Annotated in this window: 7 protein-coding genes; 3 read left to right on the plus strand and 4 right to left on the minus strand. The window is 67.8% G+C overall.

The features are described 5' to 3' along the window. Positions 1 to 47 precede the first annotated feature (47 nt). The 3 genes from katG to OG792_RS25755 all read right to left on the minus strand — a co-directional run bounded on the left by katG (position 48) and on the right by OG792_RS25755 (position 3,019). Positions 48 to 2,312 carry a catalase/peroxidase HPI gene (gene katG, locus OG792_RS25745; protein WP_442932501.1) on the minus strand — a complete coding sequence of 755 codons (2,265 nt, stop codon included), beginning with the start codon at positions 2,310 to 2,312 and terminating at the stop codon, positions 48 to 50. Beyond that, positions 2,296 to 2,709, minus strand: a complete 414-nt coding sequence (locus tag OG792_RS25750) for a Fur family transcriptional regulator (RefSeq protein WP_329111423.1) — start codon at positions 2,707 to 2,709, stop codon at positions 2,296 to 2,298. The genes katG and OG792_RS25750 overlap by 17 nt, the downstream gene beginning before the upstream one ends. A gap of 79 nt (positions 2,710 to 2,788) precedes the next feature. Further along, positions 2,789 to 3,019 (minus strand): hypothetical protein, encoded by a 231-nt coding sequence (locus tag OG792_RS25755; protein WP_329111623.1) that lies wholly within the window; start codon positions 3,017 to 3,019, stop codon positions 2,789 to 2,791. Between OG792_RS25755 and OG792_RS25760 the strand changes: the two genes are divergently transcribed. Beyond that, positions 2,930 to 3,724, plus strand: coding sequence for a peptidoglycan-binding protein (locus OG792_RS25760; RefSeq protein ID WP_329111425.1), 795 nt, complete (start codon positions 2,930 to 2,932; stop codon positions 3,722 to 3,724). The two genes, OG792_RS25755 and OG792_RS25760, sit on opposite strands and share 90 nt — an antisense overlap. 259 nt (positions 3,725 to 3,983) lie before the next feature. On the opposite strand, the gene OG792_RS25765 is transcribed toward OG792_RS25760, so the two are convergent. Further along, positions 3,984 to 5,081 carry a hypothetical protein gene (locus tag OG792_RS25765; protein ID WP_329103100.1) on the minus strand — a complete coding sequence of 366 codons (1,098 nt, stop codon included), beginning with the start codon at positions 5,079 to 5,081 and terminating at the stop codon, positions 3,984 to 3,986. Between the two features lie 225 nt (positions 5,082 to 5,306). On the opposite strand from OG792_RS25765, the gene OG792_RS25770 reads away from it, so the two are divergent. Then, entirely contained in the window at positions 5,307 to 8,102 is a 2,796-nt protein-coding gene (locus OG792_RS25770; RefSeq protein ID WP_329103102.1) for an AfsR/SARP family transcriptional regulator, read from the plus strand. Between the two features lie 441 nt (positions 8,103 to 8,543). Continuing rightward, entirely contained in the window at positions 8,544 to 14,783 is a 6,240-nt protein-coding gene (locus OG792_RS25775) for a protein kinase domain-containing protein (protein ID WP_329103104.1), read from the plus strand. Positions 14,784 to 14,863: the final 80 nt, after the last annotated feature.

Genomic DNA, 14,863 nt, shown 5'->3' on the forward strand with positions numbered 1-14,863 from the left:
CGCCCGGCGTCCGGGCCGGCCCGTGTGGGCCGGCCCGGACGTCAGGATCAGACGAGGTCGAACCGGTCGAGGTTCATCACCTTGACCCAGGCCGCCACGAAGTGGCGGACGAACTTCTCCCGCGCGTCGTCGCTGGCGTAGACCTCGGCGAGCGCACGCAGTTCCGAGTTGGACCCGAAGAGCAGGTCGACACGGCTGCCGGTCCACTTGACCTCGCCGGTGGCGTCGTCGCGCCCCTCGAACGTGTTCGCGTCCTCGGACGTCGCCGACCACGCCGTACCCAGGTCGAGCAGGTTGACGAAGAAGTCGTTGGTCAGCGCGCCGGGGGTGGTGGTGAGGACGCCGAGCGGCGACTGCTGGTGGTTCGCGCCCAGGACGCGCAGACCGCCGACGAGCACCGTCATCTCGGGTGCGCTCAGGGTGAGCAGGTTCGCCCGGTCGACCAGGAGGAACTCGGCCGGCAGGCGGTGACCCTTGCCCAGGTAGTTGCGGAACCCGTCAGCGGTCGGCTCCAGCGCGGCGAAGGACTCCACGTCGGTCTGCTCCTGCGACGCGTCCGTACGCCCCGGGGTGAAGGGGACCTCGACGGCGTGGCCGGCGTTGCTGGCGGCGAGTTCCACGGCCGCGGACCCACCGAGCACGATCAGGTCGGCGAGCGAGACCGTCTTACCGCCGGCGTTGAACGCCTCCCGGATGCCCTCCAGGGTACGCAGCACCAGCGCCAGCTCGTCCGGGTTGTTGACCTCCCAGCCGCTCTGCGGTTCGAGGCGGATCCGGGCCCCGTTGGCGCCACCGCGCTTGTCGCTGCCCCGGAACGTCGATGCCGACGCCCACGCGGTGGAGACCAGCTGGGACACCGACAGCCCCGAGGCGAGGATCTGCCCCTTGAGGGTGGCGATGTCCTCGGCGTTGACGAGCTCGTGCGTCACCGCCGGGACCGGGTCCTGCCACAGCAGCGTCTCGGCCGGGACCTCCGGGCCGAGGTAGCGGGCGATCGGGCCCATGTCGCGGTGGGTCAGCTTGAACCAGGCCCGCGCGAAGGCGTCCGCGAACTCGGCCGGGTTCTCGAAGAAGCGCCGCGAGATCTGCTCGTACGCCGGGTCGAACCGGACGGCGAGGTCGGTCGTCAGCATCGTCGGCGCGTGGCTCTTCGAGGCGTCGTGCGCGTCGGGGACGGTGCCGGCGCCGCCGCCGTCCTTCGGCTTCCACTGGTGCGCGCCCGCCGGGCTCTTCGACAGCTCCCACTCGTAGCCGAACAGGATCTCGAAGAAGCTGTTGTCCCAGGCGGTCGGGGTGTTGGTCCACGCACCCTCAAGCCCGCTGGTGATCGTGTCGCCGCCCTTGCCGGTGCCGAAGGTGTTCTTCCAGCCCAGGCCCTGCTCCTCGATCGAAGCGCCCTCGGGCTCGGGGCCGACGTGGTCGGTGGTGCCCGCACCGTGGGTCTTGCCGAAGGTGTGGCCGCCGGCGATCAGGGCGACGGTCTCCTCGTCGTTCATCGCCATCCGGCGGAACGTCTCGCGGATGTCCCGGGCCGCGGCGATCGGGTCCGGGTTGCCGTTCGGGCCCTCCGGGTTGACGTAGATGAGGCCCATCTGGACTGCGGCGAGCGGGTTTTCGAGCTCCCGGTCGCCGGTGTAGCGCTGGTCGCCGAGCCAGGTGGTCTCGGGACCCCAGTAGACGTCCTCGTCGGGCTCCCAGACGTCCGGCCGGCCGCCGGCGAAGCCGAAGGTCTCGAAGCCCATCGTCTCCAGGGCGACGTTGCCGGCGAGGATCATGAGGTCGGCCCAGGAGAGGTTCTGGCCGTACTTCTTCTTGACCGGCCAGAGCAGGCGGCGGGCCTTGTCCAGGTTGCCGTTGTCCGGCCAGCTGTTCAGCGGTGCGAAGCGCTGCTGCCCGGCGCCGGCGCCACCGCGACCGTCGCTGATGCGGTACGTGCCCGCGCTGTGCCACGCCATCCGGATGATGAACGGGCCGTAGTGGCCGTAGTCGGCCGGCCACCAGTCCTGCGAGGTCGTCAGGACCTCCGCGATGTCCTGCTTCACGGCCGCCAGGTCGAGGGTCTTGAACGCCTCGGCGTAGTTGAACTCGTCACCGAGCGGGTTGGCCACGGCCGGGTTCTTGGCGAGGATCTTCAGGTTGAGCTGGTTCGGCCACCAGCCGCGGTTTGCGCCGCCCTGGGTCGGGTGGGGGGCGCGTCCGTGTGCGACCGGGCAGCGGGACTCGCTACCCGCCTCCGCGTCATGGACGACGGCATCGTGGTTTTCGGACATCGGGTTCCTTCCGTGACTTCGCGGATCAGAGGGATCGGGAATTGCCTGTGGTGGAGCAGTCGGGGCACAGGCCCCGGAACACGACCTCGGCCTCGTCGATCGAGAAGCCGCTGTCGTCGGAAGCGGTCAGGCAGGGCGCCTCACCGACGGCGCAGTCGACGTCGGCGATCAGACCACACGACCGGCACACGACGTGATGGTGGTTGTCCCCCACCCGCGACTCGTAGCGGGCCACGGAACCGGATGGCTGGATGCGCCGTACCAGACCGGCGGCCGTCAGCACCCGCAGCACGTCGTACACGGCCTGGTGGGACACGTCGGGCAATTCCCCGCGTACGGCACCGATGAGTGAGTCGGTGTCGGCGTGCGGGTGCGCGTACACCGCGTTCAGCACTGCCACCCGGGGACGGGTCACGCGCAACGCGGCCTCCCGCAGCATCTGCGGGAAGTCCAGGGTCGTCGCCACGCCCCGCAGTCTGGTCAGTTTTCTGGAACCAGTCAAGAATATGGGCTGGATGTCACTCCGGGTCAGGCGGAGCGGGTGGCGCCCCGGCGGACGGCCTCCCCCGCCAGTCGGGACCGGCGCCGGTCGTCGTTGCCGTCAGGCCGAACCTGTCGTACAGCCGGGAGAGGTGCTTCTTCACCGCGCTCTCGGTGATGTGCAGCGCCGCGGCGATCGCCCGCAGCGAGGGCGGCTCGGGAAACGGCGTGCCGCCCATCACGTACGGCCGACAGAGCACCGCGACCACGGCACCCGCCTGACGATCCCCGGCCAGGATCGAGCCTCGATCCGTAGGGCGGCAGGACCCCGCTCGACGGTTACGTCCCCGTTCCCCGGGACCGAGTGGTTCAAGGGCAGGTCGAACAGCCGCATCATCATGGCGATGGGCGTCCGGCTGGTGCAGGAGGGCTGCAACCCGTACCGGTTCGGTCCCGGCAGCCAGTGGTCCGACGTCGACCAGGACGCGTACGCGATGTGGCAGCGCAAGCTCGGCTTCACCGGCGCCGACGCCGACGGCTGGCCCGGCGCCACCACCTGGGACCGGCTGATGGTGCCCAGTGAGGGCGGTGTCTCGGCCGGTCCGACCAGCTACGAGCCCTACCCGGGAGCGGCCCTCTCCCAGTCCAACCCGTACAGCTCGATCGTGACGGCGATGGGTGCCCGACTCGTCGCCGAGGGCTGCGGTGCGTACCTGTCGGGCCTCGGACCGAGGTGGAGCGACGCCGACCGCCAGTCCTACACCAACTGGCAGCGGAAGCTGAGCTACACCGGCGCCAACGCCGACGGCTGGCCCGGCAAGTCCTCCTGGGACCAGCTCCGGGTGCCCCGCTACACCAACCCGCCGGACGGGGAGGGGGACCGCAGGCGACTTGCCTGCGGTCCCCCTGGACATGGTCGGCTCAGTTACAGTCGACCGTTCCACCATTCTCGCCGCCACCGAAGAATGACATAGTGAACACCCGCGAATACCGGATCATTATTTCCACCCCTTTGATTCGTGCGCAGCGGGTCGGCTAGGCACACCCTGATTCGACTAATTACGACTATTTGCATTGGAAACAAATTTCGGTGCGCTGGCACTTCCGTCCGGGCAACACGGCTCGGCGGACCTGGGCAAAGGCACAATCGGAGACACGGTCAATGCCGCACACCCGGCCTACCGTCTCGGGCCGGCGGTTCCGATCGCAGCCTTCGACACCGGAGGGCATGACCTACTCGGACGGCGGCACGGGCACCGGCCGGTACCAGGACACCGTCTGTGGTTCGGGTAGGCGGAGCAGTTGGTACATGCTCGTACGCAGGACGTACGCCGAACGTCCTGGCAGCGAGGTCAGCCGGCTCACCACCTCGGCGACGTCCGTAGGCAGTGGCGTGCCGGCGTCGGCGACCTGTCGACGGAGCGACCTGCCCGGGTCAAGGACGCCGGTCGCCGCGGCAACGGCCTCCGCCATCGAACCGGATGGGATCTCCGATCCGGGGAGGCGCACCAGCAGCACGGGCTTGCCGATCGACGCCGCGTACCCGGTGACCGGGCCGCTGTCCCCGACCACCTGGTCTGCGGCAACCAACGCCGCCCGCCAGTCGATCCTCGGCTCGATCAGGGTGACGCGTCCCCCGGTCACACCGGTGACCCACGCACGCACCTGCCGCGAGCCGTACTCGCGCCAGGTCCGGTACGGCAGCAGACACATCACCCGGTACTCCGCTGTGGGCAGGTCGTCGACCAGGGCCCGGACCATCGAACCCCGCCCGTCGAACAACCACAGCGGGTGGCTGCCCGAACACAGCAGCACCAGTGTCTGGTCCTCCCGCACACCGAGCTTTGCCCGGTACGCGGACCGCGCCGGCAGACTCGCCGTCAGCCGGTCGTAGGTCGGGTCGCCCGCGACCAGGCTGTTGGGCGCCACTCCGGAGCGATCGCCGAGTATCCGCGGCCACTCGTGCGCGAGGGCGAGGAGCGGGGTTGCCGACGGCCGATTGTGGACCGTCGCCGAGACCACCTTCCCCACCGGAGCATCGATACCCCGCCCCTCCCCCAGCGGCTCCCGCTGCATCAGGCCGTACGGCACGACGATCGCGGGCCCACGGAGGTCCGCCACGGCCTCCGCCTCCGTCGACAACAGCAGGTCGAAACGCGACCGTCGCGCCGTCGACCACGGAACCGTCCGGGCTCCCACATCCGTCAGGAACGCCTCGACCTCGCCGGTCATCGGTCCGGGTTTCGCGTTGAAGAACACGCGGACATTCGGGTCCGACTCCACCAGTTCGATCACGTCGAGCAGCCGACGCGCCGCTGCTGTCGCATCCACGACAACCAACGCCGCCCGCATTCGTGATCGAGATTCTCCACCCGGTTCATCGAACCGATCTTCCGATTCCATCTCCACCTCCGTTGAACTGCCGTAACTCGGCAGAACAAACGTTCCCAGACAGATGTGGGACGACCGTGGGAGCAGAGTGGGACAAGAGTGGGACAAGATCAGACTCGCAGTTCCGTGCTCGCCCTCAAAGCGCAGGTAGGCCATCATTCATCCGTGGACAACGGACGCGGAAACGAATTGGATATTCGCCTGCTCGGCACGGTGGAAGTGCTACGGAACGGTGAGTCACTGCGGCCGCGTTCACTCAAGGCGCTCGCCCTGCTCACCGTGCTCGCGCTCTCCCCCCACCTGCGCGCCGGACAGCAGACCATCCAAGACCACCTCTGGATCCGGACACCGGCTACGGCCGCAACGCTCCGCACGTACGCCTACGCGCTGCGAGGACTGATCGGTCGGAACGCGATCTCGGTGACCAGAAGCGGCGGTTACCAACTCCACGTGCCGCGGGAACGGATCGACTACTGGCGTCTCCGTGACCTGTTCGAGCAGGCGAAGCAGCAAGGTCCCGATCAACGTGCACTCTCGCTACAGTCGGCACTGCGGGGCTACGACGGGGAGCCGCTGCGCGGCCTGGGCGAGGTGAACTTCAAGACGGAGATCGACAGGATCAAGGGCCTCTACGACGATGTCCGACTACTTCTCCTCGGTACGCAACTGGAACAGGGCCGCCACTCCGCAGCGCTGACTGAACTCGAACGCCTGCGTGAAGATCGACCGTCGCACCCGAAGCTCCTGCTGCTGCACATGCAGACCCTGGTGGAGGTCGGTATGGTCGACAAAGCCAAGGCGGCCTACCAGAAGTACGAGGACTACAATCAGGAGTCACCTGACCCGTCCGCGTGGCGGTTGTACAGGGAGATTGGAGGCGGGAAAGCAGCTCAGCTCGTCGCGCGCCCGCAAACTGCCCAGTCGTACTCCACTCCGCATTTCCTTCCGATGAGCAGGGACCGCATTTTCGGCAGGGATCGAGAGTTGCGTGACCTCGACGGCGCGCTGCTCGATGTCGCCACGCAGGCACGTATCGCTGTCGTTCACGGGCCTCCGGCCGTGGGCAAGACCCAACTGGCGCTGCACTGGGCGAACCGAGCACGGGCGCGGTTCAGCGGCGGCACTCTCCACGCGGATCTGCACGGGTACTCGGACGGCGTGGAGGAGGACCCCCGTCGGATACTGAACCTCTTCATCAACGCGTTTCGGGAACCGAGCGCCGGATCCCCGACCGAGGTGGCCGAAAACGGTGGCTCACTTGATGGCCTGACAGCCACGTACCGCGCGATACTGGCGAAGCGATCGGTGTTGGTCGTGTTGGACAACGCTCGCGACGCGGCACAGGTTGAACGGTTGCTGGCGACGGGCCCGGGCTGCGCCACCCTCATCACCAGCCGCGACCGGATGAAGAGCCTGACCGCCGACACCGGGGCGAAGGCGCTATCGCTCGAACCGCTCGATCCGCGCGACAGCCTCAACCTGCTCAACAGCGTGATCGGCTCCTGGCCAGTCCTCAACGAGTGGGATGCGGCCCAGAATCTGGTGGAGTTGTGCGGCGGGTTCCCACTGGCGTTGCACATGCTGGCCGCCCACATCCTCGCACAGCGGACGCCACGCCTGGAGCAACTCGTCGAGGAACTCCGGCGTGCGCCGTCCCGGCTCGTCGCGTTGCGACAAAGCGCCCTGGGTTGGGATCTGTCCGCCGTGTTCTCCCTGTCCTACCGTCCACTCACACTGGAAACCGCCGAACTGTTCCGCAGGCTCGGTCTCCACCCCGGGCCGACGATCAGTGCGGCATCCGCACTGCACCTCGCCGACCACGGAGCGGCCGAGTTGCGTAGGCGCGCCGGCAAGCTGATCGACGCGCACCTGCTCGAAGAACGGACGACCGGCACCTTCGCCTTCCACGACCTGTTGGGCGACTTCGCGCGGGAATGCGCGATCGAGATGCCTGCGGGCGAGCGCGCGGCCGCCGAGCGACGCCTGCTGGACTACCTGCTCTACGGCGCCTATACCTGCGACCGGGCGCTCGGCTCCAGCCGCACGATGCCGATCGGCACCCCGCCCGCCGGCATCGAGATGCCCCACGTGACGGACAACGACCAGGCGTTGAAGTGGTTCGATGCCGAGTACTTGACGGCTCTCGCCGCGATAGAAACGGCCCGCCAGAGACACATGCATCCACACACGTGGATGCTGCCGGTGACACTGGTGACCTACCAGTGGCGGATCGGCCATCTAGCGGATGCGGAGCGCATCCTGACTGACGCCCTGGCGACCGCCACCGAGACGGGACGTCCCACCGATCGCGCCACCGTGGCGCTCGCTCTCGCCGGAACCCAGCGCCACCTCGGCAAGCTCCAGCCGGCCATCCAGACCGCCCAGGAGGCCATTCGGCTGGGCGAGCGCGACAGCCGCAGCGAGGCGGCGGTTCAGCAGCTACTCGGCATCCTGCACGAGGCTCGGGACGACACCGCCCTGGCGGTGCAAGCCTTCAACCGCGCACTCGAACTGCACCGGCGGTACGAGAACCCGCGTGGTGCCGGGCACGCGTTGAACGGACTGGCCAACGCGCGGCTCGAACAGGGTGACAACGACGCGGCACTGCGGTTCGTCAGCGAGGCGTACGAACTTCTCAGCGGCACGGAAGACCGCAACGGTACGGCCGCCGCACTACGCAAACGGGCGGAGATCTACTCCACTCTCGGCCAGCACCAACGCGCCTTCGACGACTACCAGGCGGCGATCGACCGGTACCGGGCCATGCGCTACCTACAGAACGAGGCCCGCACGCACTATTTCCTCGGCAAGGCGCAGCAGGCGGCCGGCCTGCTCGACGAGGCATGCCGGTCGTTTCTGCGAGCAGAGCAGGTCTTCGAGGACGCGCCCGACCGCCCGAGGGACCGGTCACTGCGCATCAAGCTCAAGGCGGAGATCGAGCGATTTGGCCTTCTTTTCTGACATTCCATCCGAAGCGCCCGACGTTCTCGACGAGCCGCCACCAGCGGTTTCGAGGACGTACGGCCGGGTCCACCATCGTCACGGCAGTCAAGGCGTCGAGGGCACCGTCATCACGAGACAGATTGCCCAATATCTATGATCACCAATTCGATACAAGATCCACCTTGGGTGTTTCAACAGGCCGGGGGCCAGACACGCAAACAACGCCACCGGCCACGCCAGTCGAATCGACAAAATCACCGACCCCGAACCTGCGGCATTTGCCCTCATAAATATAAGTGAGCCCGTTGGTGCACGAAGCGGAAACGAACGCAGCGGAACCCGACTGTCACCCAACGGCATGTACCCTGCTTGGACGAACAAAGTTCCACTTCGGACATTTATCGACATCGATTATTTTGCGCGCGAAGCGCTGCCATTGAACGGAACCAAGGAGCGTTCGTGGAGAATAAGTGGGTGGCGGGCCGGTTCCGCCTCCTGGACGAGATCGGCCACGGCGGTATGGGCGTTGTGTACCGCGCCACCGACGACCGGGAAACCGAGGACAGCAAACATCGCCTGGTCGCCGTGAAGCTGATCCTGCCCGACCTCCTGCGAACAAGCGTCGACGCCAGCGAGCGGGCGAGGCGGGTGAAGCGATTCACGCGCGAAGTACGGATCATGAAAAGGCTCCGGCACCCGAACCTGACCCAGATCATCGCCGGTGACGCCGACATCGAGCAGCCGTACCTCGCCATGGAGTTGCTCGACGGAACCACCCTCACGGAGCTACAGAAAAACGGCAAGCAGATCCCGATCAGTTGGATCGCCGCCATCGGCGCGCAGATTGCCGAGGGCCTGTCCGAGGCGCACGCGACGGACATCATCCATCGCGACCTCAAACCCGACAACGTCATGTTGTTACGCGGCGGCTTGGTCAAGGTTCTCGACTTCGGCATCGGCCAGATCATCGGCGACGACGCCACCCGGGTGACCAGGCCGGGCATACCGCCCGGCAGCGACCCGTACATGGCGCCCGAACAGCTACGCTCCGAAAGCCTGACCCCGGCGGCCGACCTCTTCTCCCTCGGCTGCACGCTGTACATGCTGCTCGTCGGCGCGGTTCCATTCGCCGGAGATCGTACCGAGCTCAAGGAGAGCCACGACCAGCAAACCGCGCCGCCCATCGGACCGCAACGGGCTGACTCGCCGAGCGATCTGAACCGACTCATCGAGCGGATGCTCGAACGCAAGCCGGTCGACCGCCCTCCGGATGCGGTCACCATTCGCGACGAGTTGCTGAGGTTCGCCGTCGGCGGGAACCGGCTCGCCGGCTGGGAGGAGTTCGACCCCGTACGGCAGGTCGCGGCCATGCGGGTCACGGGCCTCGGCCGGGGCGGGGCGACCGACACGGAGTCCGACGTGTCGGCCCGGCCCGCCGGGGCGGGGATGGACGTTTTCGGCGTACACCGCAGGCTCATCGACGAGTACCGCTCGTTTGCCTGGAACGGCACGATCATCCGGGACGAACGCATCGCCACCTTCGTGGAGGACGATCTCGACACCAAGTCACAGTGGCCCGACCCGTGGCTGTCGTTGAATCCGTACTTCGCCTCCGGCGGCAGTGTGAGTGAACTTGCCGCCTCCGGAGTGCTCCACCCGGAGTGCGCACGGATCTTCCAGGCCGGCAAGACCGAGGGCGGCACGAAATGCGACGGTCGCCCGCTCACCCTGCACCGGCACCAGCGGCAGGCGATCGACATCGCCAAGACCGGCGCCTCGTACGTGCTCACCACCGGCACCGGCTCAGGCAAGTCGATGGCGTACGTGGTGCCGATCGTGGATCGGGTGCTGCGCGACCGTGAACGGGAGGGCGCCAGCAGCCGCAAACGGGTCCGAGCAATCATCGTTTACCCCATGAATGCCCTGGCCAACAGCCAGGTGAAAGAACTCGAAAAGTACCTGCGCGACGGCTACGGCGAGGGGCATGAGCCGGTCACCTTCGCCCGGTACACGGGTCAGGAAACTCAGCCGCAGCGTAGACAGATCCACGAGAACCCGCCGGACATCCTGCTGACCAACTACGTGATGCTGGAGCTGATGCTCACCCGTCCGGACGACCGGCGTTCCCTCATCCGGATGGCAAGAGGGCTGGACTTCCTCGTCTTCGACGAACTGCACACATACCGTGGTCGGCAGGGCGCCGACGTGGCCCTGCTCATCCGCCGGGTACGCGAGGCGTGTCGGGCGGACCGCGTCCAGTGTGTCGGCACCTCGGCCACCATCGCCGGCACGGACGGCCCCGATGGCCCCGACCAGCGCGAGGTTGTCGCGCAGATCGCGAGCACGCTCTTCGGTACCGAGGTCGGCACGGAGAACGTGATCGGTGAGACGCTGATTCGCGCCACCGGGGAGCCGCCGGCGACAATCTCGGCACAGCGGCTGCGGACGCCGAAGGCGCCATCCGGGTTCGACGATCTGGTGGACGATCCGCTCGCCCGCTGGATCGAGGCGCGTTTTGGTCTGTTCGAGGGCCCGTCGGGACACCCAATCCGACAGCGGCCCGCGAAGATCGAGGACGCAGCAGCCGAACTCGCCCGGACGAGCGGTCTCCCCGTGGTCGAGTGCGCCGACGCGATCCGCCGTACGCTGGAAGCCGGTTCACAGGCGCGGCACCCGGTCACCGGACGGCCCCTGTTCGCCTTCCGCCTGCACCAGTTTCTCTCCAAGGGCGACACCGTCTACAGCACGGTGGAGAGCAGAGCGGATCGCTACCTGACCCGCGACTACCAGCTCGTCCGGCCCGGACCCGACCGGAAGATCCTGCTGCCGCTGGCGTTCTGCCGGGAGTGCGGACAGGACTTTCTCACCGTCTGGCGCACCGAGAAGGAGGACGGTCGGATCGTCTACGAGCCGCGTCGGGACACCGTGGCCACCGGTGGACGGACCTGGGACGGCTACCTCTACGTCGACCCCGACCGGCCCTGGCCGCACAGCCTCGACGAGGCTGTCGCCGAGCGCCGCCTGCCGGACTCGTGGCTGGACAGCGATGGCCACGGCACGGTACGCGAGGCATACCGGCGGCGGCTGCCCCGGGCCATCACCGTCGACGCGACCGGTGTGGAGGGCCGTGGCGACCTCCGGGCGGCTTTCATCCCGTCTCCCTTCCTGTTCTGCCCGCACTGCAACGTCAGCTACGAACAGACCAGACGCAGGGACTTCGCCAAACTGGCCACTCTCGGTCAGGAGGGGCGTTCGTCCGCGACCTCGCTGATCTCCGCTTCCATCGTCCGTTCGCTCCTGGCCGCACCCGCGGACGCACTGCCCGAGAGGGCTCGCAAGCTGCTTACGTTCGTCGACAATCGACAGGATGCCTCCCTGCAAGCCGGCCATTTCAACGACTTCGTTCAGATCATCCAGCTACGCGGTGCCCTGTATCAGGCGGTCGCGAAAGCGGGCGACGACGGCATCAAGCACGAACAGTTGGCGAACCGGATCACGGAGGCCCTGAACCTGGAACTCGCCGACTACGCCAGCGGCGCGGACCTGCCGCCCTCGATGACCCGCAACGCCGCCCAGACCCTGCGCGACGTCATCGCCTTCCGTCTCTACCTCGACCTGGAGCGCGGTTGGCGGGTGACCATGCCCAACCTGGAACAGACCGGGCTGGTCACCATCGACTACGCCGACCTGCGGTGGCTGGCCGAGCAACGGACCAGGTGGTCCGGCAAGCTGACCCCGCTGCTCGACGTCGGGCCCGGCGAGCGGGTCGAGATCATGCGCACGCTGCTCGACGAGATGCGGCGTGCGCTCGCCATCGACGTGAAGCACTTCCACGACGACTTCGACTCGCTCCAGCGCGCCAGCGAGGAGCGCCTGATCAGTCCCTGGGTCCTCACCAGGGACGACCGCCCCCAGGTCGGTACCGCCTATGCCCAGTCGTCGAAGCCGGGGCTGGACCGCTCCGGCCTATTCCTCTCCGGACGAGGCAAGTTCGGCAAGTACCTGCGCCGGGTGCACCTCGCCCACCTGAACCTGTCGATCGCCGATACCCAGGAGATCATCGAACAGCTCCTTGAGTTGCTGGTCGCGATCGGTCTGGTGAACAAGGTCGGCATGACGGCACCCCAGCGTGCCGGTCGCGCCCGTCGGGTCGCCCGACCGACCATGACCGGCTACCGCGTCCTGGCCGGCGCCCTGATCTGGCGGGTCGGTACCGGCCGGACCGGTAGCCACGACCCGCTGACCCGCACCTACGCCAGCGGCGACGGCCCGCGGGTGAACGCGTTCTTCCGCGACCTCTATCGGAAACGGGCGGGTACGTTCGGCGGGCTCACGGCTCTGGAGCACACCGCCCAGGTGGCCCCGCACGAGCGGGAGCTGCGGGAGCAGGCCTTCCGCGACGCGGAGCTGCGGCTGCTCTACTGCTCACCGACCATGGAACTGGGAGTTGACATCTCCGAGCTCAACGCGGTCCTCATGCGCAACGTGCCGCCCACGCCGGCCAACTACGCGCAGCGCAGCGGACGGGCGGGGCGGTCCGGGCAGCCCGCACTCGTGGTCACCTACTGTGCCACCGGCAGCAGCCACGACCAGTACTACTTCCGCCGCTCGGAACGGATGGTGGCGGGAGCGGTCGTACCGCCCCGGCTCGACCTCGCCAACGAGGATCTCGTCCGATCCCACGTGCAGGCCATCTGGCTCGCCGAGGCCGGGCTCAAGCTCAACCGTGCCATCCCGAGCATCATCGACATCAGCTACGCCGAGGACGCCAGATATCCCAACCCAGGGCTCGACCTGCTCGACCACATCGAGGCGGCCCTTCGCGACACCACCGCCCGGGACCGAGCGGTGTCGGCCGCCCGGCGGGTCTTCGGCGGACTGATCGCCGCCTACAGCCGTACGCCGTGGTGGGACGACCGGTGGATCGAGGAGACCGTCGCGACCGCCCCCGAGCGGTTCGATCTGGCCTTCGAGCGCTGGCGGCTCCTCTTCCGGGCGGCTCTGGTCGATCAGGCCGAGCAGAACCGACGGGTTCTGGACCACACGCTCACCGAGAAGGACCGCGAGAGCGCCGCGAAGCGCCGCCGTGAGGCCGAGACACAGCTCACCCTGCTCAAGAACGAAAGCGTGGAGAGCAGTTCCGTGCTCTCCGACTTCAATCCGTACCGGTACCTGGCCAGCGAGGGATTCCTACCCGGGTACTCGTTCCCGCGTCTACCGCTCGCCGCCTATGTCCCGACCAGCGGGCGGCGTGCCGGCGACGGTGACTATCTGCAACGACCCCGGTTCCTGGCTATCCGCGAGTTCGGGCCGGGTGCGTTGATCTACCACGAGGGAGCCCGCTACCAGGTCACCCGCATTCAACTGCCGCCGGATCCATCCGGTCACATCGTCACCAGTGAGGCCCGCAGGTGTACGAGTTGTGGATACCACCACGACGTGCGCGACCGGTGGGAAAAGTGTGAGATGTGCGGCGGCCAGCTGCCCGAGGCAACCCATGGTCTGCTGAAACTGCATACGGTCTACACTGTGCGCCGGGCGCAGATCTCCTCGGACGAAGAGGAGCGCCGACGGGCAGGCTTCAATTTGGCCACGTCCTACCGTTTCCACGACCGTGGCATTCGCCCCGGTCGTCAGGACGCCGTGGTCGCGGACACCACGGGCCAGATCGCCACTCTGTCGTACGGCGACTCGGCCACGGTCCGGATCACCAACCTCAGCCGGGTCGGGGCGAAACCGGGCGAGCAAGACGGGTTCTGGCTCGATCCCGTCGACGGCCGCTGGCTGAACGAACGGGACGCCAGCGAGGCGTCGGGCGACTCCAGCGAGATGCCCCTCGTTGACGCCGACGGCAACGAGAAACGCAGCAAGAAGCGCGTCCTGCCCTACGTCGAGGACCGCCGCAACATCCTGGTGCTCCGGCTCGACGAGCCGTTGCCGGAATCGGGCGCCGTCTCGCTCATGTACGCGCTCGAACGCGGTATCGAGGCCGCCTTCGAGTTGGAGGACTCCGAGCTGAGCAGCGAACTGCTCCGCAAGGAGGGCCCACACGACTGGATGTTGTTCACCGAGGCCGCCGAGGGCGGGGCCGGTGTGCTGCGACTCACGCAGGCCGAGCCGGGCGCTCTGGCCCGCGCCGCGGTCGTGGCACTCGCCATTTGTCACTTCAGCCCGGAGGGCGACGACCTCGGCGGTCAACACCCCGACCGTCCCTGTGCCCTGGGCTGCTACGAGTGCCTGCTGACGTACGGCAACCAGCCCCACCATGCCCTCATCGATCGTCACCTCGCCCGCGATCTGCTGCTCCGCCTCGCCGCCGGACAGGCACGCACGATCGGCGAACGCGAGTCGCGAGCAGAGCAGTCGGAGCGGCTGACTGCGCGGTCCGGAAGCATCCTGGAGGCCACGTTGCTCGCCTGGCTCCGGGAGGGTGGCCGGCGTCTGCCGGACGAAGGGCGGGTTTTCGTCCACGAGGCATCGGCCCGGCCCGACTTCGTCTACCGGCTGCCCGGCGCCAACGTCGCGGTCTTCGTCGACGGCGAGGACGGTGACCGCGACAGCGACACTGAGCGCGACGACGAAGCGACGGAGCGGCTGTACAACAAGGGTTGGGATGTCGTCCGGTTCGGTCCGGAGGCGGGCTGGAGCGCCCTCGCCCAGCAGTACGAGCGCTACTTCGGCTCGGAGCCCGACGGCTGACGGCGGCGGCGACCAGACAACCCTCATCGCCGCCGACCGGAGAGACGTCCTTGATGATCACCCCTTACGCCCCGGGTTCC

This window comes from Micromonospora sp. NBC_01699 (genome assembly GCF_036250065.1).
Taxonomy (GTDB): Bacteria; Actinomycetota; Actinomycetes; order Mycobacteriales; family Micromonosporaceae; genus Micromonospora_G.

Excerpts from the sequence above, each read along its gene's own strand:
- OG792_RS25750 (WP_329111423.1), bottom strand. The coding sequence starts at position 2,709 with ATGCTGCGGGAGGCCGCGTTGCGCGTGACCCGTCCCCGGGTGGCAGTG.